Consider the following 24,362-nt stretch of genomic DNA (forward strand, 5'->3'; position numbering starts at 1 on the left):
TGCCCCGTCCGCGGCGGGTGGTGTGCCCATCATGGGACATGCACTCCCACCACCTCGAGCAGCGGGCCGAGATCGGCGTGATCGGCGGCTCCGGCCTCTACGCCCTGCTGGACCAGGTCACCGAGATCACCGTCGGCACCCCCTACGGAGCGCCCAGCGACTCGCTCTTCCTCGGCGAGATCGCGGGGCGCTCCGTCGCGTTCCTGCCCCGGCACGGCCGCGGGCACAAGTTGCCACCGCACCGGATCAACTACCGGGCCAACCTCTGGGCGCTGCACGCCCTGGGCGTGCGCCAGGTGGTCGCCCCGTGTGCGGTGGGCGGCCTGCGGCCCGAGTACGGCCCGGGCACGCTACTGGTGCCCGACCAGTTCGTGGACCGCACCAGCGGCCGGGTGCAGACCTTCTACGACGGGCTGCCGCTGCCCGACGGCACGGTGCCCGAGGTGGTGCACGTCTCCGCCGCCGACCCGTACTGCCCGGTCGGTCGGGCGGCCGCGCTGGCCGCCGCCCGCGACCAGGACTGGCCCCCGATGGACGGCGGGACCCTGGTGGTGATCGAGGGCCCGCGGTTCTCCACCCGGGCCGAGTCGCGCTGGTTCACCGCCAACGGCTGGTCGGTGGTCGGCATGACCGGCCATCCGGAGGCCGTGCTCGCCCGTGAACTGGGGCTCTGCTACACCTCGCTGGCCCTGGTCACCGACCTGGACGCCGGCGTGGAGACCGGGGAGGGCGTCACCCACGCCGAGGTCTTGGCGGTCTTCGCGCGCAACGTGGACCGGCTGCGCGGAGTGCTCTTCAAGGCCGTCGAGGCGCTGCCCGCCACCCGGGACTGCATCTGCTCGCACGCGCTGGACGGGGTGGCGACCGGCCTGCCCGGGTTCTGACCCGGCGTCGGCCGGACCGGCACTAGAAGGCCGAGTGGGCGAACCAGTGGTCCAGCAGCTGCCGGTCGCCCGCCGTCTCGAACCGGCCGGCCGCCAGCTCGAGGCGTCCGTACAGGAGCAGCAGCAGGTCCGCCGCGGTGCCGCCCAGGCTCGCGTCGGGAGCCGGGTACGCGGCCGTCTCGACCAGGCCGAAGCCGTCCGGCCGCAGCTGGACGGTCCAGTCGCCGCCGCCGTCGGTGGCCGTGAAGCGGATCGTCCGGCCGGTGCCGCGCAGCTCGGCCACGCCCGGCGCGAACAGGGTCGCGAACGGCAGGTTGGTCAGGAACTCGTCGATGCCGTCGACCGCGAGCGCGTGGTCGACGGCCGGCGTGCGGCCGAGCGCCAGTTCGGCGTCCACCCGGTGCACCAGGGTCTCGAAGAGCATCCGGCGGATCCAGAACCGGGCGTGCTGGTCGGCGCCCCAGGCCCACATCGGCAGCTCCGGGTCGGTCGCGGCGAAGGTCGCGGCGGCCAGGGAGGCGCCGCGGGCCAGCCACTCGGGGTGGTCGGCCGGGTCGGCGGGCAGCTGCAGGTCCACCTCGCGGCTGGTCGGGCGCTCCTGGACGCGCTGGTCCAGCAGCTTGCTGAACCACCGGTGCACACTGCCGGCGTGCACCGCGAGGTTGCTCAGCGTCCAGCCCGGGCAGCTGGGCACCTCAGTGGTCGGGTCGGCGCCGAGCAGCAGTTCGGCGAACCGTTCGGTCTCGGCGGCCACGGCGGCCTGGTGGGTGGCGCTGGGCAGGGCGGGCATGAGGGTCGCCTCTCGGGAGCACTGGGCCGGCACACCGGACGGTGGCCGGCCAGTACTTCATCATGTCAAATATTCAGGTGCTAGACCACCTTGCTGCTCAGCGCCGCCCGGCGCGCCGCCGGGCCAGCACCGCCCAGCCGGCCGTGGCCACGGCCAGCCCGGCCAGCGCCGCCAGCGCGAGCAGGTAGTTGCGCAGGTAGGGCAGCGGCAGCACGGTCGCGTTGACCCGCGGGGTGCCCGCGCGCAGCGCGGCCGGCAGGGCGACGGCGGTCAGCGCGAGCGCGGTGACCGCCAGCACCGTGAGCACCGAGCGCGCGAGCGTGCCCACCCGCGGCGCCACCAGGCGGGCGAAGAGCACGGTGGCCAGGCAGACCAGTGGCAGCCAGATCCCGTCGTGCAGCACCAGGCCGCCCGCCGCCCAGCCCAGCACGTCGAGCGGGTCGGTGATGTAGTGGTCGTGCAGCAGCCCGTACAGGCCGTAGCCGATCAGTGCCGCCCCGCCCAGTGCGGTAGCGGCCCGCAGCACGGTGCCCGCCCTCATCACAGCACCTCCAGGCGGGCGACCCACTTGGTCTGCAGCACGCCGGGCCGGTTGGGCGCGATGATCCGGGCCGGAAAGCCGTGGTCGGCGGTCAGCTCCTCGCCGTTCACCCGCAGGGCCAGCAGGGTGAGCGGGTCGCGGGCGTGGTCGGCCGGCAGCTCGCTGACCGCGTACGGGCCGTCCGCCTCGAAGGAGGTGACCCGCACCCGGGCGCCCGGAGGCGCACCGGCCCGGTCCAGCAGGTCCCGCACCCGGACCCCGGTCCAGTGCGCGTCCGCGCTCCACCCCTCCACGCAGGCGATCGGCAGCCGGACCGTCACCTGCGCCATCGCCCGCAGGTCGGCCAGGGTGAGCCGGTAGGCCCGCGGGCCGTCCACCACGAGCTGCCAGTCGGCGGGCGCGGTGGTGGTCCCGGCCTGGGCGGCGGTGCGGTTGATCGGCAGCCCCAGCGGGCCGAGGTCCGGGCGGCGAGGCGCGAACAGGTCGAGCCGGCGCAGCCCGGGCACCGTCTGGCCGGCCGTGGTCAGGGTGACCGCGCCGACCGAGACCGCCACCGCCGTCAGGAAGCCGCGCCGCTCGACCAGGGCCGGCCGCACCCGGCGCCAGTGCTCGGCGATCAGCGGCGCCTTGGCCGCCACGTGCACCAGCAGGCCGCCGGTGGCCAGCCAGCCCAGCCAGAAGTGCGTCTGCCGGAACGGGAACGGCCAGGGGTACCACTGCAGCGTGTTCAGCAGCCCGGTGAACAGCTCCAGCAGCAGCGCGGCCACCAGCACCGCGATCCCGACGCGCTCCAGGGCGTGCCGCACCCCGCGCACCGGCGGCCACTCGAACAGTCGCGGGTACACGGTCCACAGCTTGGCGCCCAGCAGCGGGACGGCCGCGATGCCGCTGATGACGTGCAGGCCCTGGGTCACCCGGTAGCCGTCCACCGGACGGCTCGGCAGGTGGTCGCGCAGCCAGCTGGGCGGATCCTGCAGCACGTGGCTGAACAGGCCGGTCGCGAAGCAGATCAGCAGCGCGGCACCGAGCCAGCGGCCGATCACGACGGCGGTGCGAGGTTCGTGCAGCGGGGAGCGGAACGCCCCCTCGGGCAGCGGCCCGCGGCGCAGCAGCGCCTGGAGGCGGGCGGCGCGGGGGGTGCGGGAAGTCTTGAGGTCCACCCCTCCATCAGACCGCGCCGGCGGCCCGAGTCGGCGCTGCGACCTGCTTACGGAAGTCCTACGGGCCCCGGATGCAGTGCCGGGTCGGCCGTCCAGCTGCCCAGCAGCCGCAGCGCGTCGGCGGTCGCCGAGCCCGGCTCGGCGTTGTAGACGCACAGCGTCTGGTCCGGGTCGCCCGGCGACTGGAAGGACTCGTAGGCGAAGTGCAGTTCGCCGACCTCGGGGTGGTGGTAGGACGCGCTGCCGTGGGTCCGCCGGAGCACCCGGTCGTCGTTCCACCAGATGGTGAACTCCGGGCAACGCAGTGTCAGTTCGCCGACCAGGGCGGCGAGCCGGCGGTCGTGCGGGTGGTGGCCGGCCTCGAACCGCAGGATCGCCACCGTCTCGGCGGCGATCCGGGCCCAGTCGCCGACCCGGTCGCGGGCAGCGGGGTCGAGCAGGTAGTAGCGGGCCAGGTTGCGGCGGGTGGCCGGCAGCGCATCGAAGTCGGTGAGCACCTCGCGGGCCAGCCGGTTGGCGGCCAGCACGTCGGTGCGCCGACCCAGCACCAAGGCCGGCACCTGCTCCAGCGTATGCAGCATCAGGTGCAGCCCCGGGCGCACCCGTTGCGCGGCGGCGGGACCCGGGCGGGCCGGGAGCGGGCGGGCCAGCAGGTCGTCCAGCTGCTCGCGCTCCGCCTGGTCCAGCCGCAGCGCGCGGGCCAGCGCGTCCACCACCTCGGCGGAAGGGTGGCCGGAGCGCCCCTGCTCCAGGCGGGTGTAGTACTCGGTGCTGACCCCGGCCAGCCGGGCCACCTCGTCGCGGCGCAGCCCGGGGACCCGCCGCGCGCGGCCGCCGGCCGACAGCCCCGCCTGCGCGGGGGTGAGGCCGGCCCGGCGGGAGCGGAGGAAGTCGGCCAGCTCGCTGCTACGGTCCATGCGCCCATTGTGGGCCCGCGAACCGGGCCGGCGGCGGGCCCAAGGTGGTCCTGTCAGTACCTGCCTGGGCGGGGCGGGTGCGGCTGCGGAGCACGGCTTGCGGCGCCGGCCCGTCTCCTTACGGAAGTGGGACGGCGCGCGGGCGGGAGCCGGTGCACGCCGGTTGCGGTGGCAGGGTGACGGTGTGTCCGACACCCGCCGGCTCTGCGCCGCCCTGCTCCCGCTCACCGCCCTGGTCGCCGCCCTCGCGCTGACCTTCACCACCGGGGGCACCCTCGGGCACCCCGGCCCGCTGGCCCTCTGGTACCCCGTGGACCTGGTGCTTTTCGCGGTGGCGGTGTGGGCGCTGCGCCGGTTGCCGGCCCGGCAGGTGTCCGCGCTGGTGCTGGCCGGCGCGGTCGCGGCCGCCGCGGTGGCGCTGGTGGCGGCGCCGCGCACCAGTGACGACGCCTACCGGTACCTGTGGGACGGTCAGGTGCAGGCAGCCGGCCACTCGCCCTACGCCTACCCGCCGGACGCACCCCAGCTGGCCGGCCTGCGGGCCCGGGCCCCCGAGCTCTACCCCGTGACCGGCTCCTGCACGGGATGGGACCTGCGGCGCGCCGCGCCCGGCTTCTGCAGCCACGTCAACCGGCCCGCGGTGGTCACCATCTACCCCGCCGTGGCCGAGTACTGGTTCCTCGGGCTGCACCTGGTGGCGCACGGGCACGGGGTGCGGGCCGCCCAGGCGGGCGGCGCGCTGCTTGCGGTCGCGCTGACCGCGCTGCTGCTGGCGGTGCTGGCGCCGCGGCGGCGGTGGCAGGCCGCCCTGTGGGGGTGGTTCCCCGGGGTCGCGGTGTGGGCGGTCAACGACGCGCACGTGGACACGCTCGGGGCGCTGTTGGCGGTGGCCGGCCTGACGCTGACCGCCCGCGGGCGCGGCTGGTGGGGCGGGGCGGTGCTGGGGGCGGCGGCCGCGGTCAAGCTGCTGCCCGCGCTGGTCCTGCCGGGCGCGGCGGCGCGGGGGCGGGGCCCGGGGTGGTCGGTGCGGGTGCTGCTCGCCGCCGCGGGGGTGTTCCTGCTGAGCTACCTGCCGTACCTGCTGCTCTCCGGGCCCAAGGTGCTCGGCTTCCTGCCTGGCTACCTGCACGACGAGGGGTACGAGGGGGCGCAGCCGCGGCGGTTCGCGCTGCTGCGGCTGGTGCTGCCGGACTCGCTCGCCGCGCTGGCGGCGGGGGTGGTGGTGGTCGCGGTCGCGCTGCTGGTGCTGCGCACCGGCGACCCGGCCCGGCCCTGGGACGGGGCGCTGCTGGTCAGCGGCACCGCGCTGCTGGCGCTCACCCCGGCCTACCCCTGGTACGGGCTGCTGGTGGTGGCGCTGGTGGGGCTGGCCGGCCGGTGGGAGTGGCTCGCGGTGCCGGCGGCGGGGGAGGCGGCGTACCTGACCCAGGGCGGGGCGCAGCTGGCGGGGTACGCGGTGGCGCTCGCGGTGGTGGCGGGGGCGGCTGCGGTCCGCCACCGCCGGGGGCGGCGGGCGTGAGCCGACTGCTGCGCCCTCCGCCGCGGGCTGTCTGCCGCGGCGGAGGGCGCCTGGTGACGGCGGGTCAGGACGGCACGTCGTCCAGCCGGAAACCGACCTTCACCGTCACCTGGTAGTGCTTGATCGCGCCGTCCTCCACATGGCCGCGCACCTGCACCACCTCGAACCAGTCGATGTTGCGCAGCGTCTGCGAGGCGCGGGCCAGCGCGTTGCGGATCGCGGCGTCGCTGCTCTCGTGCGAGGAACCGACGATCTCGGTCAGCCGGTAGGTGTGTTCGGACATGGAGGCCTCCGGGGCGGGCGGGGTGCGGAGCGGCTGTCCCCTCCACCGTGGCCCATCCCGCCCACGCCCGCGAGCGGGACCGGTCCGCCCGGGTGCCCGCTCAGGGCCCGTCCGGCCGGTCCCGGCCGGCCCGCCGCACGGCCACGAAGTGGCGCCCCTGCGCCGTCCAGCGCTCGTACTCGCGCAGGCCCGCGTGCTCGGCCAGGCGCAGCGCCGCGTCCGTACCCAGCCGGGCCCAGCGGAACGGGGGCCCGGTGCGCCCGGCCGCGTCCTCGACCCGGACGGTGACCCGCTCGTCCACCGGGTGCGGCTCCACCTCCGCGAGCAGCACCCCGCCGGGGGCGAGCAGGTGGGCGACCCGGCGCAGCAGGGCGAGCGGGTCGCCGCCGATGCCCAGGTTGCCGTCGGCCAGCAGGGCGGTGCCCCAGCGGCCCTCGCCGGGGAGCCGGTCGAAGACCGAGCGGCAGAGCGCCGCCCCGCCCAGGCCCCTGGTGCGGGCCACCGCGGTGGGGGTGAGGTCCACGCCGAGCGCGGGCAGCCCGAGCGCGAGCAGCTCGGTCACCAGCCGCCCGGGCCCGCACCCGATGTCCAGCACCGGCCGGGCCGCCGTCAGGCAGCGCCGCAGCAGGCTCCGGTCGGCCGGCCCGGGCGGGGCGCACCAGTCCTCGACGGCCAGCGGGTGCCGGCCGCCGTCGGAGCGCCGCAGCCAGAGCGGCCCGCGCCCGGTGCGCATCGCCTCGGCGAACGGGTCGTCGGCCCAGGGCCGCACCTGAGGCGGCGTCAGCTCGACCGGGCCGGCCACCAGTTCCGCCGCGCTCACCGGTGCACCCGGGCCGCGTGCCAGCTGCGTGCGAAAGCGCTGTCCGGTGCCAGCGCCGCCACCGCCGCCGCGTCCTCCGCCGTGTCCACGTCGCGCAGCTGCGGCAGCCGGGCCACCCGCAGCCCCGCCCGCGCCAGCCGGTCCGCCACCTCGGCCCCCGTGGTCGGCGTCGACATCGCCACCCCGAGCAGCACCCGCTCGGCCAGCGCCGCGCTCGGCCGGGCCAGCCCCAGTGCCCAGAACCCCCCGTCGGCGGCCGGCCCGAACCAGGCGTCCACGCCCTCGCGGGCCACCGGTGCCAGCGGCTCGGCCAGCATCGGGGCGGTCAGCTGCGGCGTGTCCATCCCGACCAGCAGGGCGGGCGCCTGCGGGGCCAGCTCGGCGGCGGCCGCGAAGGCGGCCGCCAGCCGGACCTCCAGTCCGCCGCCGACCTGCGGCAGCACCGTCCAGCCGGGCGGCAGCCAGTCGCCGTCCAGCGCCCCGTCCAGCACCAGCAGCCGGCGTCCGGCCGGCACGGTGGACAGCGTGCGCAGCGTGTCCACCAGCGCTGCCCGGGCCAGCTCGGCGGCGAGCTGCGGGGTACACGGCGGGCAGAGCCGGGTCTTCACCCGGCCCGGCACCGGTGCCTTGGCGATCACCAGCAGGGTGGCGGGCGGCGCGGCCAGCACCGCCCGCATGTCGCGCACCGCCTGCCGGGTGCCGCGCACCGTGCCGGTCACCTTGGAGCGGCCGGACCTGGGCCGGTAGTCCACGTCCACCTCGGCGATCCGCAGCCCGGCCGCGCTGGCGCCGAGCACCATCTCCAGCGGGTAGCCGGAGCGCCGGTCGCCCAGGCCCAGGGCGAGCAGCCGGTCCCGCCGGGCGGCCCGCATCGGGCCCAGGTCGTGCAGGTCGGCGCCGGTGCGGGCCCGCAGCCGGCGGGCCAGCACCGCGTTGGCGACCCGCGCGTGGGCCGGCCAGGCGGCGCGGGTGGTGGGCCTGCGCCGGCCGAGCACCAGGTCGGCCCGGCCGGCCAGCACCGGGTCCACCACCCGGGGCAGCTGGGCCGGGTCGAGCGAGCCGTCGCAGTCCAGGAAGCAGACCAGCTCGGCGGTGGCGGCGAGCAGCCCGGTGTGGCAGGCGGCGCCGAAGCCGCGCCGCGGCTCGGTGCGCACGGTGGCGCCGAGCGAGCGAGCCAGCTCGGCCGAGCCGTCCCGGGAGCCGTTGTCCACCACGATGGCGCGCCAGCCGGGCGGGATCCGGCCGAGCACCCAGGGCAGCGCCGCCGCCTCGTCCAGGCAGGGCAGCACCACGTCCACGCAGGAAGGAGAAGGAGTCACCCCGCCACGCTAGGCACCGGAACCGGTCCGAGCGTGGCAACGCCACCTTACGGAAGTCGGACGGCCGCCAGGTGTTACGGAAGTCCTACGATCCGCCCGGGGGCGGACGGGGCACCGCGCCGGGCTGCCTATGCTCAGAGGCGTGACCGAGACTTCCGCGCCGCCCCCCGCCCGGATCCTGGTGGTGGACGACGACCCCACCGTGGCCGAGGTGGTGGCCGGCTACCTGCACCGGGCCGGCTACGCGGTGGACCGGGCCGCTGACGGGCGCGCCGCCCTGGAGCGCGCCGCGCTGGGCCGGCCCGACCTGGTGGTGCTCGACCTGATGCTGCCCGAGCTGGACGGCCTGGAGGTCTGCCGGCGGCTGCGCGCCGCCGGTGGACCGGGCCCGGCGGTGCTGATGCTGACCGCCAAGGGCGAGGAGGCCGACCGGATCCTGGGCCTGGAGCTGGGCGCGGACGACTACGTGACCAAGCCGTTCAGCCCGCGCGAGCTGGTGCTGCGGATCGGCGCGGTGCTGCGCCGCCAGGGCGCGGCAGCGGCGGTGCCGGCCGGCACCGCCGCGCTGCGGGCCGGTGACCTGCGACTGGACCGGCCGGGCCGCCGGGCCTTCCGGGCCGACCGCGAACTCGCGCTCACCCAGCGCGAGTTCGACCTGCTGGCGTTCTTCCTGCAGCACCCCGGGCAGGCCTTCGGGCGGGAGGAGCTGATGCGGCAGGTGTGGGGCTGGGACTTCGGCGACCTGTCCACCGTCACCGTGCACGTGCGCCGGCTGCGCGAGAAGGTCGAGGACGACCCGGCCGCGCCCCGCCTGATCAGCACCGTGTGGGGCGTCGGCTACCGCTTCGACCCGGCCCCGGTCGATTCCGCCGAGGGAGTCGTGGCATGAAGGACCTGCTGCTGATCGCGCTGTTCGCGGCGCTGGGGGCCGGGGCCGCCGGCCTGGTCGGCTGGCCGGCGGTGCGTCAGCTGCGCCGCCGCTCGGTGGCGCTCTCGCTCTTCGCGGTGGCCGTGGTGACGGTGGCCGCGATGACGGCGGGCACCCTCGCGGTGGCCCAGGCGATGTTCCTGTCGCACCACGACCTCGGCGTGGTGATCACGGTGACCTGCATGGCCGCCGTGGTCTCGCTGCTCACCGCCGCGGTGCTGGGCCGCCAGGTGGTGGCCGGCAGCCGGGCGCTGACCGTGGCCGCGCGCACCGTCGGCAGTGCCGACGGGTTCGCCGCGCCGAACGGCCCGCTGGGCGCCGAACTCGCCGAGCTGAGCGCGGAGCTCGCCGCCACCAGCGCCCGGCTGGCCGAGTCCAGGCAGCGCGAGCAGGCGCTGGAGGCGTCCCGTCGCGAGCTGGTCGCCTGGATCTCGCACGACCTGCGCACCCCGCTGGCCGGCCTGCGCGCGATGGCCGAGGCGCTGGAGGACGGGGTGGCCGAGGAGCCGGCCCGCTACCACGCCCGGATCCGCACCGAGGTGGACCGGCTCACCGGCATGGTGGACGACCTGTTCGAGCTGTCCCGGATCCAGTCCGGCGCGCTCACCCTGAACCCGTCCCGGGTCTCCGCCTACGACCTGGTGGGCGACGCCATCGCCGGCGCCCACCCGCTGGCCCGCGAGCGCGGGGTACAGCTGCACGGCGACCGGGTCGAGCCGGTGCCGGTGGAGGTGGACGGCCGGGAGATCACCCGGGTGCTGGGCAACCTGCTGGTCAACGCGATCCGCGCCACCCCGGCGGACGGGGTGGTGGCGGTGGCCGCCCGGCGGGAGGCGGACCGGGTGGTGCTCTCGGTCACCGACAGCTGCGGCGGCATCCCGGAGGCCGACCTGGCCCGGGTCTTCGAGACCGGCTGGCGCGGCGGCACCGCCCGCACCCCGCGGGCGGTGCGCCCGGACGCGGTGCAGCACCACGGCGACACCGGGGCAGGCCTGGGCCTGGCGATCGTGCGCGGCATCGTCGAGGCGCACGAGGGCCGCGCCAGCGTGCGCAACGTAGCCGGCGGCTGCTGCTTCGAGATCGCCCTGCCGGCGGCGCCGGTGCTGGTCACCTGAGGCGTGGTAGGGGTGTCCCGGTCCCGATCCGGGGTGGTGGGGCGGGGCGGCCCGTGGCCATGTTGGTTCCACGAGCGCGGGTGGTCGAGCGGGGGAGACGGGTCATGGCACGGGTACGGGCGGGCAGCCTGGAGGTCGAGTACCAGGAGACCGGCGCGCCGGACGCCCCGGTGCTGCTGCTGATCGCCGGAATCGGGGCCCAACTGACCAGCTGGCCGGACGAGTTCTGTGAACTGCTGGCCGACCGCGGGTACCGGGTGGTCCGGTTCGACAACCGCGACTGCGGGCTGACCAGCACGCTGGGGCGGCCGACCGGCTACCGGCTCACCGACCTGGCCGAGGACACCGTGGCCCTGCTGGACGCGCTCGGGGTGCCCGCCGCGCACGTGGTGGGCTCCTCGATGGGCGGGATGGTCGCCCAGCACCTGGCGATCGACCACCCGGACCGGGTGCTCAGCCTCTGCTCGATCATGTCCCGCCCCGGCGACCCGAGCAGTGGCCAGCCCCGCCCGGACGTGCTCGCGGCCACCTCCGCCCCGCCGTCGGCCCGGCCGGACGAGGCGGCGGCGAGCGTGGTCTGGTTCCAGCAGCTGGTGGGCTCGCCCGGCTACCCCGTGCCCGTCCAGGAGCTGCGGGCGGCGGCCGAGCTGGCCCACCGGCGCGCGTTCCGCCCGGAGGGGTCGCTGCGGCAGCTGTTCGCGATCCACGACGCCGCCGACCGCACCGCGGGCCTGGCCTCGGTCACCGTCCCCACCCTGGTGATCCACGGCGAGCAGGACCCGCTGGTCGGTCCCAGCGGCGGCCGGGCCACCGCCGCCGCCGTGCCGGGCGCCGAGCTGTGGCTGGTCCCGGGCATGGGCCACGACCTGCCGCGTCCGCTCTGGCCCGCGCTGACCGCCCGGATCGCCGCGAACGCCGCCCGGGCGGACCAGGTGCACCGGGCGGAGGCGGCGGACCTGGCGGACCGTCGGCCCGAGGCGGTCAGCGGGTAGCGGCCGCCGCGAACTGCGCCATGCCGGCGGTGAACTCCACGGCCGGCCGCCAGCCCAGCTCGGTGCGCAGCCGGGCCGAGTCCGCCGTGACGTGGCGGACGTCGCCCAGCCGGTACTCGCCGGTCACCACCGGGGCGGGCCCGCCCACGGCGGCGGCCAGCGCGGCGGCCAGCTCGCCCACGGTGCGGACCGTGCCGCTGCCCGTGTTGTACGCCCGCACCGTGCCCGGGGCGCAGTCGGCGAGTGCGGCCAGGGCCAGCGCGTTGGCCGCCGCGACGTCCGCCACGTGGACGAAGTCCCGTCGCTGGCGCCCGTCCTCGAACACCTGCGGCGCGCGCCCGGCCGCCAGCGCCGAGCGGAAGATCGCGGCGACCCCGGCGTACGGGGTGTCGCGCGGCATCCGGGGGCCGTACACGTTGTGGTAACGGAGCGTCAGGACCGCTCCGCCGCAGGCCCGGGCCCAGGCGGCGGCGAGGTGCTCCTGGGCCAGCTTGGTGCTCGCGTACACGTTGCGCGGGTCGACCGGGGCGTCCTCCGCGGTCAGCCCGGGGAGCAGGGCGGCGCCGCAGTGCGGACAGGGCGGTTCGAACCGGCCGGCGGCGAGGTCGGCCTGCCGGCGCGGGGCGGCCGGCACCACCCCGTGCGCCGGGCACTCGTACCGCCCCTCGCCGTAGACCACCATCGAGCCGGCCAGCAGCAGCCGGTCCACGCCGGCCCGGGCCATCCCGGCCAGCAGCACGGCGGTGCCCAGCTCGTTGCAGCTCACGTACGCGGGCGCGTCGGCGAAGTCCTGGCCGAGGCCGACCATCGCCGCCTGGTGGCAGACCGCGTCCACCCCGCGCAGCGCCCGGTCCACCGCGGCCGGGTCGCGCACGTCGCCGACCAGCAGATCTACCCCGGCGGGCAGGTCCACCCCGGCCCGGCCGTGCGGGTGCGCGGCGGGCAGAAGCGCGTCCAGCACCCGGACCCGGTGGCCGGCCGCCGCCAGCTGCGCGGCGACGGCGGAACCGATGAACCCGGCACCGCCGGTGAGCAGGATCTCCATGCCCCGACGCTAACCCGGCGGCGCCGCCCGGCCGGGCCGTCGCGCGCTGCTGTCAGACTTCCGTGAGATCTCCCGGCGGCTCGGCGGGACCTTCGGCCGGAGCGACTGTCAGCCGAACACCATGGACTCACTCGAACTGATGGATGATCACCGATCTTGCTGCTTCCGGGCGCCGGACTGCCTACATTGTGCTGTGCGGGGCGTGCTCGGGGCCGCCCCGGCAGTCGGACGACGCCTGGGAGGGGCCAGCAGTGGCAGTCGAAGCAGTGTCAGGGGAGAACAGTCGGGCCGCGGAGCCGGCCGAGGGCGGGCTGAGCCGCCGTCAGCTGCTCGCTGGTTCCGCCGCGCTGGGCGGCGCGGCCTGGCTGCTGCGCGGGGTGATCACCCCGGACAGCGCGCAGGCCGAGGTGGCCGGCCCCGCCGTGGCCGCCCCGCCCGCCTTCCCGCCCGGCATCGAGGTCTACCGGCAGAGCTTCGAGAACTGGGCCGGCGAGCTGCACGCCGACCAGTTGTGGACGTGTGCCCCGCAGACCCCCCAGGACGTGGTCACCCTGGCCAACTGGGCCCGGGCCCAGGGCTGGCGGCTGCGCCCGCAGGGCTTCCGGCACACCTGGGCCCCGCTCACCGTGGCCGACGCCACCCCGGCCGCCAGTGCCGTCGTGCTGGTCGACACCACCAGGCACCTGACGGGGATCAGCCCCGCCGGCTCGGCGGGCGCGCCCGCCGTCCGGGCCCAGGCCGGCGCGAGCATGGAGCAGCTGCTGGCCGAGCTGGCCGGCCGCGGCCTCGGCGTCACCCACTGCCCGGCCCCTGGGGACGTCACGCTCGGCGGCGTGCTCGCCATCGGCGGCCACGGCACCGCCGTACCGGCCGTCGGCGAGAACCCGTTGCCCGGCCAGGGGTACGGCTCGGTCAGCAACCTGGTCACCGAGCTGACGGCCGTGGTCTGGGACGCCGCCGCCGGCCAGTTCACCCTGCGCACCTTCTCCCGCGCCGATCCGGACTGCGCCGCGCTGCTGGTCCACCTCGGCCGGGCCTTCGTCACCGAGGCGGTGCTGCGGGCCGCACCCGATCAGCAGTTGCGCTGCCAGAGCCGGGTGGACATCCCCGCCGGCGAGCTGTTCGCCCCGCAGGGCACCGGCACCGGGCGCCAGTTCGCCGACTTCGTCGCCCGGACGGGTCGGGCGGAGGCGATCTGGTACGCCTTCACCGACCGCCCCTGGCTCAAGACCTGGAGCATCACCCCCACCCAGCCGTTCGGCTCCCGAGCGGTCGACCAGCCGTACAACTACCCGTTCTCCGACAGCATCCCCACCCCCGTCGCCACCCTGGCCGGCGAGCTGGTCGGCGGCTCCTGGGGCCTGGCGCCGACCTTCGGCCAGCTCCAGTTCCTGATCACCGAGCTCGGTCTCACCGGCGATCTGACGGATGTGCTGCTCTCCGGCACCCTGCTGCGCGACCTGCTCACCCTGGACGTGGTCACCCACCTGCTCGCCGGCGGCCTGCACTCCGACCTGTGGGGCCCCTCCCGCGCCCTGCTCCAGTACGTGCGCCCCACCACCCTGCGGGTCACCGCCAACGGTTATGCGGTGCTCTGCCGGCGGGCCGACATCCAGTGGGTGGTCAACCAGGTCACCACCGGCTTCCAGCAGCGGCTCACCCAGTACCAGGGCAACGGCCAGTTCCCGGTCAACGGCGCCGTGGAGATCCGGGTCACCGGCCTGGAGGATCCGGCCACCTGCGGGGTGCCCGGCGCGCAGCCGCCGCTGCTCTCGGCGATCCGGCCCCGCCCGGACCACCCCGAGTGGGACACGGCCGTCTGGTTCGACGTGCTCACCCTGCCCAACACCCCCGGCCACCAGCAGTTCGGCCGCGATCTCGAACAGTTCCTGTTCGCCACCTTCGACGGCAGCCGGGCCGCCGTGCGGGTCGAGTGGTCCAAGGGCTGGGCCTACACCGCCGACGCCACCTGGGCCGATCCGGTGGTGCTCGGTCAGCTGATCCCGGCCAGCCACCGGGCCGGCGGCGGCCCGGGGTGGGATGCGGCCGTGGCCACCCTGACCAGGCTCGACCCGCACGCCGTCTTCAGCAATCCGTTCCTCGACCAGCTGCTGCGCTGACGAACGATCGATCGCCGGCGCGTCAGGTTCCGCAACGGCAGGCCTCGATACGCCGGTGACCGGCCGCGCAGCAGAATGTCCGCCATGACCACAGCGCACGGCGGTCCCGGCGACCCCTCCCCGAGCACCCATGACCTCACCGAGCAGCTGCACCACCGCCTCGACCGGATAGAGGCACTGCTGAGCGGCGAGGGCACTCCGGTGGCCGGGGCGGGGGCGAGCCCGAGCCAGCCGGTCTGGCGGACCAAGACCGAGGGCGAGCAGCGCTGGGCCGTCACGGCGGCGATCCTCTGCGCGGTGGTGCTGCAGTTCTTCCTGCCGTCCCGGCTCAGCATCCACCCGCGCTGGATGCTGCCCGCCCTGGAGGTCGGCCTGCTGCTCGCGCTGGCGGCGATGCACCCGCACCGCCGCCTGGACCGCAACACCCGGGTGCTGCGGTCGCTCAGCCTGGCGCTGGTCGCCGCGATCAGTCTGGCCAACGGCTGGTCGGCGCTGAAGCTGGTCCGCGAGCTGCTGCACGGGGGCGGCGCGGCCGGTGCCCTGAGCCTGCTGAGCACCGCCGGTGCGGTCTGGGCCACCAACGTGATCGCCTTCGCGCTCTGGTACTGGGAGTGGGACCGGGGCGGCCCGGCCGCCCGGGCCGAGGGGGTGGCCGACTACCCCGACTTCCTCTTCCCGCAGATGCAGCAGTCCGGAGTCGCCCCGGCCGAGTGGGAGCCCGGCTTCCTGGACTACCTCTACGTGGCCTTCACCAACGCGACCGCGTTCAGCCCGACCGACACCATGCCGCTCTCCAGGTGGGCGAAGCTGACCATGATGCTGCAGTCGGCGATCTCGCTGCTCACCGTGCTCCTGGTGGTGGCCCGCGCGGTCAACATCCTGCAGTGAACCGGCCGGGGCGGGGTGGGCGCCCGCGGCCCTGCGGGGATCAGCCCGCCTGCGGCGGCCACGGCCCGGCCAGCAGCCGCTCGGCCTCCGCGACGATCGCCCCGGCGATCTCCTGGCGGGCGCCGCCATGGGCCGCCTCCCAGTCGGTGACCAGATCGACCAGCGGCCGCCGATCGGGACGGGACGCTGTGGGTGCACCGGCGGGACAATGGCGGGGTGAGCTCCGGCGAAGTACTCGACGAGTCCGTCTGGACCAGGCCCAGCCCCGCGCTGCGGCCCTACGTGGCCTGGTACTCCGGCTACCGGCAGGCGGGTCTGGCCCCCGCCGTGCACCGGGGCCTGCCCTCCCCGTACCTGACCCTGATCCTCACCCTCGACGACCCGCTCACGCTGGCCGCCCACCCGGACCCCGCGCAGCGGCCCGGTGCGTACCAGTCGCTGCTCGGCGGTCTGCACACCACCCCCGCACTGATCACCCATCAGGGACGCCAGTCCGGGGTGCAGGTGGCGCTCAGTCCGCTCGGCGCCCGCACCCTGCTGGGTCTGCCGGCCGGTGAGCTCGCCGGCGCGGACCACCCGGCCGAGGCGGTGCTGGGCGGCTGGGTCGTCGAGGGCCAGGACCGCCTGCGTGCGGCCGCCGACTGGCCGGCCAGGTTCCGCGCGGTGGACCAGTGGCTGCTGGCCCGGGCCGGCGCGGTGGCCGCCCCGCCGCCCGAGGTGGTGCACGCCTGGCGGCTGCTGCTGGCGCAGGGCGGCACGGCCGGGGTGGCGGAGTTGGCGGACCAGGTCGGCTGGAGCCCGCGCCACCTGTCCGAGCGGTTCGGCACCGAGATCGGGCTGGCCCCGAAGGCGGCCGGCCGGGTGATCCGGTTCGACCGGGCCCGCCGCAGGCTGGCGGCGGGCCGGGTCGGTTCGCTGGCCGAGCTGGCTGCGGGGTGCGGTTACTTCGACCAGGCGCACCTGGCCCGTGAGTTCCGCGCGCTGGCCGGCTGCCCGCCCAGCCGCTGGCTGGCCGAGGAGAGCCCGGCCGTGCGCCTGGCCCCGGTGGACGACGAGTAGCGGCGGTGCCCTCGCTCGGCCCTCGCACTGCTCCGACCGGGTCTGACCGGCTCCGAAACGTCCAAGCGCGCCAGCCGCCCAGGGCCCAGGCTGGAGTCGGCAGGAGCTCGCAGGGCTCCGTGCCTACCCACCTACCGACCTCTACCGCAGGAGTGAGCACGATGACCGAGGAGCAGCGCGCACCGCAGGTGTGGCCGAGCCTGCGGGCCGCGGACGCCCGGGGCCTGATCAGGTTCCTGACCGAGGCCTTCGGCTTCACCGAGAACGTGGTCTACGGCGAGGGCGAGCAGGTCGACCATGCGGAGCTGGACTGGCCGGCGGGCGGGGGCGTGATGCTCGGCTCGGTCCGGGCGGACGACGGGGGCCGCCGGATGCCCGCCCCGGGCAACTTCAGCGCCTACGTGGTGACCGACCACCCGGACGAGCTGTGCCAACGGGCTCGGGCGGCCGGGGCGGAGATCATCACCGAGCCCTACGACACGGACTACGGCTCGCGCGACTTCGCGGCCCTGGATCCCGAGGGCAACCGCTGGTACTTCGGCACCTACCGCGGCGCACCCCGCAAGGACTGACGCCGCAAGATCGATCGAGGCCGCAAGGACTGCACCGGGCAGCACCGAACCCGTGAGGACCGAGCCCCGGAAATACTGCGCCACCGCCGTGAGCTGTGCCTGGTGGAGGTGGAGTTCGATGAGCGAACAGCAGGAGTACCGGGTCGAGCACGACTCGATGGGCGAGGTGCGGGTCCCGGCGGCTGCCAAGTGGCAGGCCCAGACCCAGCGCGCGGTGGAGAACTTCCCGGTCTCCGGCCAGCGGCTGAGCCGTTCGCACATCGCGGCGCTGGCCCGGATCAAGGCCGCCGCGGCCAAGGTCAACGCGGGGCTCGGGATCCTCGACCAGGACGCCGCCGAGGCGATCAGGCAGGCCGCCGCCGAGGTGGCCGAGGGCCGCTGGGACGCCGAGTTCCCGGTCGACGTGTTCCAGACCGGCTCCGGCACCTCCTCCAACATGAACACCAACGAGGTGATCGCCACCCTGGCCGGCGAGCGCCTGGGCCGCCCGGTGCACCCGAACGACCAGGTCAACGCGAGCCAGTCGTCCAACGACGTGTTTCCCTCCTCGATCCACATCGCCGCCACCGCCGCGGTCGGCGAGGACCTGCTCCCCGCGCTCGACGAGCTGGCCGGTGCGCTGGAGGCCAAGGCGGCCGAGTTCGCCACCGTGGTCAAGGCCGGCCGGACCCACCTGATGGACGCCACCCCGGTCACCCTGGGCCAGGAGTTCGGCGGCTACGCGGCGCAGGTCCGGTACGGCCGCGAGCGGCTGCTCGCCACCCTGCCCCGGGTGGCCGAGCTCCCGCTCGGCGGCACGGCGGTCGGCACCGGGATCAACACCCCGCCCGGCTTCTCCGCCGCCGTCATCGCCGAACTGGCCCGGGACACCGGCCTGCCGCTGACCGAGGCCCGCAACCACTTCGAGGCCCAAGGCGCTCGGGACGCGCTGGTCGAGCTCAGCGGGCAGCTGCGCACCGTCGCGGTCAGCCTGACGAAGATCGTCAACGACCTGCGCTGGATGTCCTCCGGCCCGCGCGCCGGGCTCGGTGAGATCAACCTGCCCGATCTGCAGCCGGGTTCCTCGATCATGCCGGGGAAGGTCAACCCGGTGATCCCGGAGGTGGTCGCGATGGTGGCGGCCCAGGTGGTGGGCAACGACGCCACCGTCGCGATGGCCGGGGCCAGCGGCTCCTTCGAGCTGAACGTGATGCTGCCGGTGATCGCCCGCAACCTGCTGGAGTCGGTGCGGCTGCTGGCCAACGCGAGCCGGCTGTTGGCGGGGCGCACCGTCAGCGGGATCACCGCCAATGTCGAGCGGGCCCGCGGCTACGCCGAGTCCTCGCCCGCCATCGTCACCCCGCTCAACCGGTACCTCGGCTACGAGGAGGCTGCCAAGGTGGCCAAGCAGTCGCTGGCCGAGGGCAAGACGATCCGCCAGGTGGTCGTCGAGCGCGGGTATCTGGCGCGCGGCCTGCTGACCGAGGCCCAACTTGACCAGGCCCTGGACGTGTTGGGGATGACCACCCCGTGACGCCGAGGGCCACCCCGTGACGCCGAGGGCCGCCTCGTGACGCCGAGGGCTGCCTGGTGACACCGACGGCCACCTCGTAACGCGGTCCCACGCCCCACCCCGATTCCCCTCCGGCCCCCTCCGGTCCGCCTCCGGGCCCCTCCCGAGCCTGTCCCGGGAGGGGCCCGGTGCGTGCAGCGGGACAGGGCGGACGCCCGGAAGCGGGTGGGGGAGAACGTGGCAGGAGAGGTCAACTCCCTTCTCTCATATGGATTCTGACTTGCCATCATCAGCTAAGGTGATTGTGATGTTCGCGGTTTTGCTCCAAGCTGATGACATGTCCGCGCCGATCGGACGCCGCCCCGGGTACCGGGCGTCTCGGCGTGCGCTGTCCCCACCATTCGGCAAACCGTGGAGAATCCATGCCCAAGAACTGGAGCACTGCCCTGGCCACGCTCGGCGCGGCGTTGGGGCTGCTCGCGGTCGCCGCCGCGCCGGTGCAGGCGGCCGCCCCGGCCGCCCCGGCCGGCCCCGCTCGGCAGGAGGCGCACCTGCTCAAGCCCCGCACGCAGGTCGGCGCCCAGGCCGTGATCGGCGGCGCGCTGGTCAATCGCGGCGGCCCGGTGCAGACCGCGCCGCAGGTCTATATCGACTACTGGGGCTGGGGGTCGGACCCGAGCGGTGAGCAGGATTACCTCAACCGCTTCCTCTCCTCGGTCGGCACCACCCCGTGGCTGGCGACCGTCAACCAGTACGGCGCCGGCGCGGCCCCGGTACTGGCGGGCACCTGGTCGGACCCGGCGGCGGTACCCGCCAGCCCGACCGACGCCCAGATCCAGGCGGAGGCGGCGAGCGCGGCCAACCACTTCGGCACCGGCACCTCGGTGAACGTCCAGATCGTGGTGGCCACCCCGAGCGGCCACTCGACCGCCGGCTTCGGCAGCAACTGGTGCGCCTACCACGGCGCCGTCGCCGCGCTGCCCAACGTGACCTACACCGACCTGCCGTACATGACCGACGCCGGCGGCAACTGCGGTGCGGGGTACGTCAACGGCTCGAACGGCGCCCTGGACGGAGTCAGCATCGTCGAGGGCCACGAACTGGCCGAGGCGATCACCGACCCGCTGCTCAACGCCTGGATCGACGCGGGCGGCAACGAGATCGGCGACAAGTGCGCCTGGGTCAACCTGGCCAACCTCACCACTTCGGCGGGCACCTTCGCGGTCCAGCCGCTGTGGAGCAACAGCGCGAACGGCTGCGTCCTGGCCACCAACAACCCCAACCTGCTCTCCGCCCCCACCTTCGAGCAGAACACCACCGGGTGGCAGCGGCTGGTCCCGGCGGGCGGGATCGTGAACTGGGCGAACTACAACACCGCCGCCGGCGCCCCGGCGCCCGCCCACGACGGCACCGGCTACCTGGCGTTCAACACCAACATCGGCGGCGGTTCGGTCTACCAGGACGCGCCGGCCAACGTCGGCGTCGGCGCGGTGTACCAGGCTTCGGTCTGGCTCTCCTCGCAGTCCGGCGGCGCCAGCGGCACCTTCTGCCTGTGGGGCCTGGGCGCGAGCAACACCAACGCGTGCACGGGCTACAACGTCAACTCCGCCACCGGCTACCAGCTCCTTCAGGTGACCTACCGCGTGAACCAGCCGATCAGCACCCTGCGGTTCCAGGTCTACCCGACGGTGAACGGCGGGACCACGGACATGGACACCGCCGCCCTGGTCCGGGTCGGCTGAGCCGGGCCCGCTCGGCGGGGGCGGGACCTGCGCGCCCGCGCAGGTCCCGCCCCCGCGCGTCTCCAGCGGCTCCGTCCACCAGGCCCCGTCCGTCGAGTCCGTCAACCAGGCCCGTCCACCGGGCCCGTCCGCCGTGCCGATCCGCCGTGTCCGTCCCCGGGTCCGTGCCAGGGGGTGTCGGGGCGGGTACGGTCGGAAGCCGGGCAGGGGTGCGAGAAGGAGGCGGGATGACGGAGTCGGCGCCGACGGTGACGGGTGCGGCAGTGCGGTGCGTGCCGGCCGTACCGAGCTGGGTGAGCCTGATGGCCGGCGACCTGGACAGTGCTACCGACTTCTACGGCCGGCTGCTGGGCTGGACCTTCAGCCGCGGACCGGACCGCTGGGGGCCGTACGTGCGGGCGATGTCCGGCGGGGTCGCGGTGGCCGGGCTGAGCGGGGCGACCGACCTGCAACTGCCGGTCGCCTGGACCAGCTACTTCGGCACCGAGGACGCGGACATGGTGGCCGAGCGGGTGCGGGCCCGCGGCGGCACGGTGGCGATCGGACCGCTGGGCTTCGACGCCGGCCGGCTGGCGATCGCCTCGGACCGGTCGGGCGCCCCGTTCGGGATTTGGGAGGGCGACCGGGAGCGCGGCGCCATGCTGCACACGCTGCCGGGCGCGCCGGTCTGGATCGAGCTGCGCACCCCGGACGCCCTGGACGCCGCGCTCTTCTACGGCGGCGTGTTCGGCTGGGACGAGCGCGAGAGCGCCGAGTTCGAGGTGCGGTTCGAGCACGACCGGGTGGTGCTGCGAGCGGCGGAGCAGAGCGTGGCCGCGCTGGTCACCGCGACCGACCCGGAGGCCCGCCCGGCGTGGCACGTGTACTTCTCGGTCCCGGACGCCGACGCCGCCGCGGAGCAGGCCGACAGGCTCGGCGCCGACGTGTTCGGCGAGGTGCGGGCGACCCCGTACGGCCGCGTGGTCGACCTGCGCGACCCGCAGGGCGGCCGGTTCTCGGTGCTCGGCCCGCGCGATCCCGGCGACGACTGACGGCTGGGACGACCGGGCGACGACTGACGGCTGTTGGACGACTGACGGCCGCTCAGTCCCGCTCGACCAGCGCTCCGCACCGCCGGCAGGTGGTGGGCGGCGCCTGCTCGGCGATGGCCCCGCACTCGGCACAGACCAGCGCCAGCAGACAGGCGGGCTCGCCGCCGGAGGGCTCCTCGGGCTCCGTCCGGTCCGCCGCGTGGTCGGTTCCGCTCACCCGGCCAGCCTAGTCACCAGCGAGCCGGGTTGGCCCGACCGGGGGATTGTGCTGCGCCATCGGTGTGGACACGATCCGTCCTTCCGGCAGTTGCTCAGGCCATCCCCAAGGATCGCCCAATAGCGATCCACCAGGATCGCCGGGTGCGGTGCAGGCCCGTACGGTCCGGACAGCCCGCGCAGCCCGTACAGCAAGCCGAGGAGGTCGGATGGAACGCGAGGTCAACCCGACGATGGGTGAGGTCGGTCAGGGTGCCGAGACGGCACAGCGCCGCCTACTGGAGGAGGACCACGTCGCCGAGCCCTTCGAGCACGGCGACGTGGAGTGGTACGCGGTCCTCGGCGAGGACTGAGGCGCCCTCAGGCCTCCCAGACCGTGGTCACGTTGCAGAACTCCCGGATCCCGTGCCCGGAGAGCTCCCGCCCGTAGCCGGAGCGGCGCACCCCGCCGAAGGGCAGGGCGGGGTGCGAGGCGGTCATCCCGTTGAAGAAGACCCCGCCGGCCTGGATGTCCCGGACGAACCGCTCCTGCTCGGTCTCCTCGGTGGTCCACACGTTGGAGCTGAGCCCGAACGGCGTGTCGTTGGCCAGCTCCAGCGCGTGGTCCAGGTCGGTGGCCCGGTACAGGGTGGCCACCGGGCCGAAGGCCTCCTCGTGGTGGATCCGCATGGCCGGCTCGATCCCGCTGAGCACGGTCGGCGGGTACCACCACCCGTCGCCCAGGCCGCCGGGCACGTCCAGCTCGCACTCCACCCGGGCCCCCAGCGCCAGCGCGTCCGCGACCAGCTCGCCCAGCTCCTCCCGCCCCTGCTGGGTGGCCAGCGGCCCGACCTGGGTGGCCTCGTCCATCGGGTCGCCGATCCGCAACGCCGCCATCGCGCCCACGAACGCGGCGCGGAACTCCTCGTACACCTGCTCGTGCACGATGAACCGCTTGGCCGCGATGCAGGACTGCCCGTTGTTCTGCACCCGCGCGGTGACCGCGGTGCGGGCCGCCGCGGCCACGTCGGCCGAGGGCAGCACCACGAAGGCGTCGCTGCCGCCCAGCTCCAGCACCGTCTTCTTCACCTCGTCGCCGGCCACCGCCGCCACCGCCCGGCCGGCCCCCTCGCTGCCGGTCAGGGTCGCGGCCGCCACCCGGGGGTCGCGCAGCACCCCTTCGACCGCGCGGGATTCGATCAGCAGGGTCTGGAAGCAGCCGTCCGGGAAGCCGGCCCCGCGGAACAGGTCCTCCAGGTAGAGCGCGGTCTGCGGCACGTTGGAGGCGTGCTTGAGCAGGCCGACGTTGCCGGCCATCAGCGCGGGGGCGGCGAACCGCACGCACTGCCAGAGCGGGAAGTTCCACGGCATCACCGCCAGCACCACCCCGAGCGGCCGGTAGCGCACCCAGGCGCGGCTGGCCCCGGCGTCCGCCACGTCGGCGGCGGCGGGGTGCTCGTCGGCCAGCAGCGCGGGCGCCCGGTCGGCGTACCAGCGCATCGCCTTGGCGCACTTGGCGGCCTCGGCGCGGGCGGCGGTGAGCGGCTTGCCCATCTCGGTGGTCATCAGCCGGGCGACGGTCTCCTGGTCGGCATCCAGCAGCTCGGCGGCCCGGTGCATCAGCTGGGCCCGGCGGCCGAAGTCGGTGAGCCGGTACTGGGCGAAGGTCTGGACGGCCCGGGCCAGCCGCTGTTCCACGGCGGCGGGGGTGTACGGCTCGAAGGTCCGCAGGGTCTGACCGGTCGCCGGGTTGACGGTTGCGATCACCATCGGTCGCCTCCAAGGCGCGCGAATCGGGGAGTGTCCGGGTGGGAGTGGCGCTCAGTCGAGCCTAGGACCTGGAACCGGCGGGCGCACCGGCGCCGACGCTGTCCGTGGCGGGGTGCATGCTGGGGTCATGCCCGAGGGTGACTCCGTGTTCCGCGCGGCCGCGCAGCTGCACCGGGCGCTGGCCGACCAACTGCTGACCAGCGCCGAGCTGCGGGTGCCCGCGCACGCCACGGCGGACCTGACGGGGCGTCGAGTGCTGGAGGTGCGCCCGCGCGGCAAGCACCTGCTGACCCGGATCGAGGGCGGCCTCACCCTCCACACCCACCTGCGGATGGAGGGGCGCTGGCAGGTCTACCGGGCGGGGGAGCGGTGGACAGGCGGGGCCGGGCACCAGATCCGGGCCGTGCTCGGCACCGCCACGCACACCGCGGTCGGCTACCGGCTCGGGCTGGTGGAGCTGCTGCGCACGGCGGCGGAGGCCACGGCCGTCGGCCACCTCGGCCCGGACCTGCTGGCACCCGACTGGGGCGAGGCGTCGGCGGCCGAGGCGGTGCGGCGGCTGCTGGCGGTGCCCGGGCGCCCGGTCGGCGAGGCCCTGCTGGACCAGCGGAACCTGGCCGGGATCGGCAACGTGTACGCCAACGAGCTGTGCTTCCTGGCCGCCGTCACCCCGTGGACGCCGATCGGCGAGCTGGCCGGGCCGGAGCGGGTGGTCGCCGCCGCGCACCGGCTGCTCTACGTCAACCGGCTGCGCCCGGGCCACGTGACCACCGGCGAGCTGCGGCCGGACCGTGCGCACTGGGTGTACGGGCGCGCGGGCCGGCCCTGCCGGCGCTGCGGCACCCCGGTGCGCACCGCGAGCCAGGGCACCGCGCCGCAGCAGCGGGTCGCCTACTGGTGCCCGACCTGCCAGCGGGGCCCGGAACCGCCCCGCTAGGGCCAATACCAGTGACTTAAGCTTCTGAGCCATGTGGGGCCTTGGTCGGTGGGTTGATGGGAGCGGTGCGGTAGTGCGGGGCAATGCTGACGGCTTCGGCAGGGTTCCGGGTGGGCTGTGGCCAGAGCCGGTGCTTGGCGCGTTTGACGCCGAAGTTGGACATCTTGCGTTTGACGACGCGCGCGTTGGAGCGTTTGCGGCGGACGGGCAGGAGGTGGCGGGCTATCTCCCGTAGGCCCTCGG

25 protein-coding genes and 1 pseudogene are annotated in these 24,362 nt (G+C 75.4%); 14 read left to right on the forward strand and 12 right to left on the reverse strand.

The window, feature by feature from the left end:
• Positions 1-38: 38 nt before the first annotated feature.
• Positions 39-884 (forward strand): S-methyl-5'-thioadenosine phosphorylase, encoded by an 846-nt coding sequence (locus tag C7C46_RS15285; protein WP_110669912.1) that lies wholly within the window; start codon positions 39-41, stop codon positions 882-884.
• 22 nt (positions 885-906) lie between these two features.
• Here C7C46_RS15285 and C7C46_RS15290 read toward each other — a convergent pair whose 3' ends face one another.
• The 4 genes from C7C46_RS15290 to C7C46_RS15305 form a co-directional block, all read right to left on the reverse strand.
• Positions 907-1,674, reverse strand: coding sequence for a maleylpyruvate isomerase family mycothiol-dependent enzyme (locus C7C46_RS15290; protein WP_110669913.1), 768 nt, complete (start codon positions 1,672-1,674; stop codon positions 907-909).
• Between the two features lie 97 nt (positions 1,675-1,771).
• Positions 1,772-2,215 carry a hypothetical protein gene (locus C7C46_RS15295; RefSeq protein WP_110669914.1) on the reverse strand — a complete coding sequence of 148 codons (444 nt, stop codon included), beginning with the start codon at positions 2,213-2,215 and terminating at the stop codon, positions 1,772-1,774.
• Positions 2,215-3,324, reverse strand: a complete 1,110-nt coding sequence (locus C7C46_RS15300) for a molybdopterin-dependent oxidoreductase (protein ID WP_425470076.1) — start codon at positions 3,322-3,324, stop codon at positions 2,215-2,217. The genes C7C46_RS15295 and C7C46_RS15300 overlap by 1 nt, the downstream gene beginning before the upstream one ends.
• Positions 3,325-3,422: 98 nt before the next feature.
• Positions 3,423-4,292 (reverse strand): helix-turn-helix domain-containing protein, encoded by an 870-nt coding sequence (locus C7C46_RS15305; protein ID WP_110669917.1) that lies wholly within the window; start codon positions 4,290-4,292, stop codon positions 3,423-3,425.
• Between the two features lie 184 nt (positions 4,293-4,476).
• Between C7C46_RS15305 and C7C46_RS15310 the strand changes: the two genes are divergently transcribed.
• Positions 4,477-5,811 (forward strand): glycosyltransferase 87 family protein, encoded by a 1,335-nt coding sequence (locus C7C46_RS15310; RefSeq protein WP_220040627.1) that lies wholly within the window; start codon positions 4,477-4,479, stop codon positions 5,809-5,811.
• Between the two features lie 64 nt (positions 5,812-5,875).
• Here C7C46_RS15310 and C7C46_RS15315 read toward each other — a convergent pair whose 3' ends face one another.
• From C7C46_RS15315 to C7C46_RS36490, 4 genes and pseudogenes are all read right to left on the reverse strand, one after another.
• Positions 5,876-6,094, reverse strand: coding sequence for a dodecin (locus C7C46_RS15315; protein ID WP_110669920.1), 219 nt, complete (start codon positions 6,092-6,094; stop codon positions 5,876-5,878).
• Positions 6,095-6,194: 100 nt separating this feature from the next.
• On the reverse strand, positions 6,195-6,914 hold the full coding sequence (locus C7C46_RS15320; RefSeq protein WP_425470075.1) for a methyltransferase domain-containing protein: 720 nt from the start codon (positions 6,912-6,914) through the stop codon (positions 6,195-6,197).
• A complete protein-coding gene (locus tag C7C46_RS36485; protein WP_425470077.1) occupies positions 6,911-7,552 on the reverse strand; it encodes a TIGR04282 family arsenosugar biosynthesis glycosyltransferase in 642 nt (213 codons plus the stop codon). Before C7C46_RS36485 ends, C7C46_RS15320 begins: the two co-directional genes overlap by 4 nt.
• Positions 7,529-8,212: pseudogene (locus tag C7C46_RS36490) on the reverse strand (glycosyltransferase family 2 protein); the annotation flags it as partial. The pseudogene C7C46_RS36490 and the gene C7C46_RS36485, both read right to left, overlap by 24 nt.
• Positions 8,213-8,363: 151 nt before the next feature.
• On the opposite strand from C7C46_RS36490, the gene C7C46_RS15330 reads away from it, so the two are divergent.
• From C7C46_RS15330 to C7C46_RS15340, 3 genes are all read left to right on the forward strand, one after another.
• The gene (locus C7C46_RS15330) at positions 8,364-9,122 is read left to right on the forward strand and encodes a response regulator transcription factor (RefSeq protein WP_110669923.1); all 759 of its coding nucleotides are present in this window, start codon (positions 8,364-8,366) and stop codon (positions 9,120-9,122) included.
• Positions 9,119-10,276: a sensor histidine kinase gene (locus C7C46_RS15335; RefSeq protein WP_110669925.1), complete on the forward strand. Its 1,158-nt coding sequence runs from the start codon at positions 9,119-9,121 to the stop codon at positions 10,274-10,276. Before C7C46_RS15330 ends, C7C46_RS15335 begins: the two co-directional genes overlap by 4 nt.
• 104 nt (positions 10,277-10,380) lie before the next feature.
• Positions 10,381-11,268 (forward strand): alpha/beta fold hydrolase, encoded by an 888-nt coding sequence (locus tag C7C46_RS15340; protein ID WP_110669927.1) that lies wholly within the window; start codon positions 10,381-10,383, stop codon positions 11,266-11,268.
• Here C7C46_RS15340 and C7C46_RS15345 read toward each other — a convergent pair.
• Positions 11,258-12,313: an NAD-dependent epimerase/dehydratase family protein gene (locus C7C46_RS15345; RefSeq protein WP_110669929.1), complete on the reverse strand. Its 1,056-nt coding sequence runs from the start codon at positions 12,311-12,313 to the stop codon at positions 11,258-11,260. The two genes, C7C46_RS15340 and C7C46_RS15345, sit on opposite strands and share 11 nt — an antisense overlap.
• 365 nt (positions 12,314-12,678) lie before the next feature.
• Here C7C46_RS15345 and C7C46_RS15350 point away from each other — a divergent pair, with 365 nt between their 5' ends.
• The 7 genes from C7C46_RS15350 (at position 12,679) to C7C46_RS15380 (ending at position 21,217) form a co-directional block, all read left to right on the forward strand.
• Entirely contained in the window at positions 12,679-14,433 is a 1,755-nt protein-coding gene (locus C7C46_RS15350; RefSeq protein ID WP_425470078.1) for a cholesterol oxidase substrate-binding domain-containing protein, read from the forward strand.
• An 84-nt stretch (positions 14,434-14,517) separates the two neighbouring features.
• Positions 14,518-15,321 carry a DUF1345 domain-containing protein gene (locus tag C7C46_RS15355; RefSeq protein ID WP_110669932.1) on the forward strand — a complete coding sequence of 268 codons (804 nt, stop codon included), beginning with the start codon at positions 14,518-14,520 and terminating at the stop codon, positions 15,319-15,321.
• 216 nt (positions 15,322-15,537) lie between these two features.
• Positions 15,538-16,380 carry a helix-turn-helix domain-containing protein gene (locus tag C7C46_RS15360; RefSeq protein WP_110669934.1) on the forward strand — a complete coding sequence of 281 codons (843 nt, stop codon included), beginning with the start codon at positions 15,538-15,540 and terminating at the stop codon, positions 16,378-16,380.
• A gap of 161 nt (positions 16,381-16,541) precedes the next feature.
• Positions 16,542-16,952, forward strand: a complete 411-nt coding sequence (locus C7C46_RS15365) for a VOC family protein (protein ID WP_110669936.1) — start codon at positions 16,542-16,544, stop codon at positions 16,950-16,952.
• Positions 16,953-17,070: 118 nt separating this feature from the next.
• Positions 17,071-18,465 (forward strand): class II fumarate hydratase, encoded by a 1,395-nt coding sequence (locus C7C46_RS15370; protein ID WP_110669938.1) that lies wholly within the window; start codon positions 17,071-17,073, stop codon positions 18,463-18,465.
• Positions 18,466-18,866: 401 nt separating this feature from the next.
• The gene (locus C7C46_RS15375; RefSeq protein WP_110669940.1) at positions 18,867-20,186 is read left to right on the forward strand and encodes a hypothetical protein; all 1,320 of its coding nucleotides are present in this window, start codon (positions 18,867-18,869) and stop codon (positions 20,184-20,186) included.
• A gap of 227 nt (positions 20,187-20,413) precedes the next feature.
• Entirely contained in the window at positions 20,414-21,217 is an 804-nt protein-coding gene (locus C7C46_RS15380; RefSeq protein WP_245984433.1) for a VOC family protein, read from the forward strand.
• Positions 21,218-21,269: 52 nt separating this feature from the next.
• Here the strand turns inward: C7C46_RS15380 and C7C46_RS35035 are convergent, their stop codons facing one another.
• A complete protein-coding gene (locus tag C7C46_RS35035) occupies positions 21,270-21,434 on the reverse strand; it encodes a hypothetical protein (protein ID WP_181442363.1) in 165 nt (54 codons plus the stop codon).
• Between the two features lie 208 nt (positions 21,435-21,642).
• Here C7C46_RS35035 and C7C46_RS35040 point away from each other — a divergent pair, with 208 nt between their 5' ends.
• Positions 21,643-21,786, forward strand: a complete 144-nt coding sequence (locus tag C7C46_RS35040) for a hypothetical protein (protein WP_181442364.1) — start codon at positions 21,643-21,645, stop codon at positions 21,784-21,786.
• Positions 21,787-21,793: 7 nt separating this feature from the next.
• On the opposite strand, the gene C7C46_RS15385 is transcribed toward C7C46_RS35040, so the two are convergent.
• Positions 21,794-23,182, reverse strand: coding sequence for an NADP-dependent succinic semialdehyde dehydrogenase (locus C7C46_RS15385; RefSeq protein WP_110669942.1), 1,389 nt, complete (start codon positions 23,180-23,182; stop codon positions 21,794-21,796).
• Between the two features lie 127 nt (positions 23,183-23,309).
• Between C7C46_RS15385 and C7C46_RS15390 the strand changes: the two genes are divergently transcribed.
• The gene (locus tag C7C46_RS15390; RefSeq protein WP_110669944.1) at positions 23,310-24,119 is read left to right on the forward strand and encodes a DNA-formamidopyrimidine glycosylase family protein; all 810 of its coding nucleotides are present in this window, start codon (positions 23,310-23,312) and stop codon (positions 24,117-24,119) included.
• 16 nt (positions 24,120-24,135) lie between these two features.
• Here C7C46_RS15390 and C7C46_RS35945 read toward each other — a convergent pair.
• The coding region (locus tag C7C46_RS35945) for a hypothetical protein (protein ID WP_220040629.1) at positions 24,136-24,362 on the reverse strand (227 nt) is incomplete at its 5' end.

It is taken from the genome of Streptomyces tateyamensis (genome assembly GCF_003205575.1).
Classification (GTDB): domain Bacteria; phylum Actinomycetota; class Actinomycetes; order Streptomycetales; family Streptomycetaceae; genus Kitasatospora; species Kitasatospora tateyamensis.

Excerpts from the sequence above, each read along its gene's own strand:
- C7C46_RS15370 (WP_110669938.1), top strand. The coding sequence starts at position 17,071 with ATGAGCGAACAGCAGGAGTACCGGGTCGAGCACGACTCGATGGGCGAG.
- C7C46_RS15365 (WP_110669936.1), top strand. The coding sequence starts at position 16,542 with ATGACCGAGGAGCAGCGCGCACCGCAGGTGTGGCCGAGCCTGCGGGCC.
- C7C46_RS15375 (WP_110669940.1), top strand. The coding sequence starts at position 18,867 with ATGCCCAAGAACTGGAGCACTGCCCTGGCCACGCTCGGCGCGGCGTTG.
- C7C46_RS15345 (WP_110669929.1), bottom strand. The coding sequence starts at position 12,313 with ATGGAGATCCTGCTCACCGGCGGTGCCGGGTTCATCGGTTCCGCCGTC.
- C7C46_RS15285 (WP_110669912.1), top strand. The coding sequence starts at position 39 with ATGCACTCCCACCACCTCGAGCAGCGGGCCGAGATCGGCGTGATCGGC.
- C7C46_RS15295 (WP_110669914.1), bottom strand. The coding sequence starts at position 2,215 with ATGAGGGCGGGCACCGTGCTGCGGGCCGCTACCGCACTGGGCGGGGCG.
- C7C46_RS15290 (WP_110669913.1), bottom strand. The coding sequence starts at position 1,674 with ATGCCCGCCCTGCCCAGCGCCACCCACCAGGCCGCCGTGGCCGCCGAG.
- C7C46_RS15385 (WP_110669942.1), bottom strand. The coding sequence starts at position 23,182 with ATGGTGATCGCAACCGTCAACCCGGCGACCGGTCAGACCCTGCGGACC.
- C7C46_RS35040 (WP_181442364.1), top strand. The coding sequence starts at position 21,643 with ATGGAACGCGAGGTCAACCCGACGATGGGTGAGGTCGGTCAGGGTGCC.
- C7C46_RS15305 (WP_110669917.1), bottom strand. The coding sequence starts at position 4,292 with ATGGACCGTAGCAGCGAGCTGGCCGACTTCCTCCGCTCCCGCCGGGCC.
- C7C46_RS15335 (WP_110669925.1), top strand. The coding sequence starts at position 9,119 with ATGAAGGACCTGCTGCTGATCGCGCTGTTCGCGGCGCTGGGGGCCGGG.
- C7C46_RS15380 (WP_245984433.1), top strand. The coding sequence starts at position 20,414 with ATGACGGAGTCGGCGCCGACGGTGACGGGTGCGGCAGTGCGGTGCGTG.
- C7C46_RS15315 (WP_110669920.1), bottom strand. The coding sequence starts at position 6,094 with ATGTCCGAACACACCTACCGGCTGACCGAGATCGTCGGTTCCTCGCAC.
- C7C46_RS15330 (WP_110669923.1), top strand. The coding sequence starts at position 8,364 with ATGCTCAGAGGCGTGACCGAGACTTCCGCGCCGCCCCCCGCCCGGATC.
- C7C46_RS15390 (WP_110669944.1), top strand. The coding sequence starts at position 23,310 with ATGCCCGAGGGTGACTCCGTGTTCCGCGCGGCCGCGCAGCTGCACCGG.
- C7C46_RS15355 (WP_110669932.1), top strand. The coding sequence starts at position 14,518 with ATGACCACAGCGCACGGCGGTCCCGGCGACCCCTCCCCGAGCACCCAT.
- C7C46_RS15340 (WP_110669927.1), top strand. The coding sequence starts at position 10,381 with ATGGCACGGGTACGGGCGGGCAGCCTGGAGGTCGAGTACCAGGAGACC.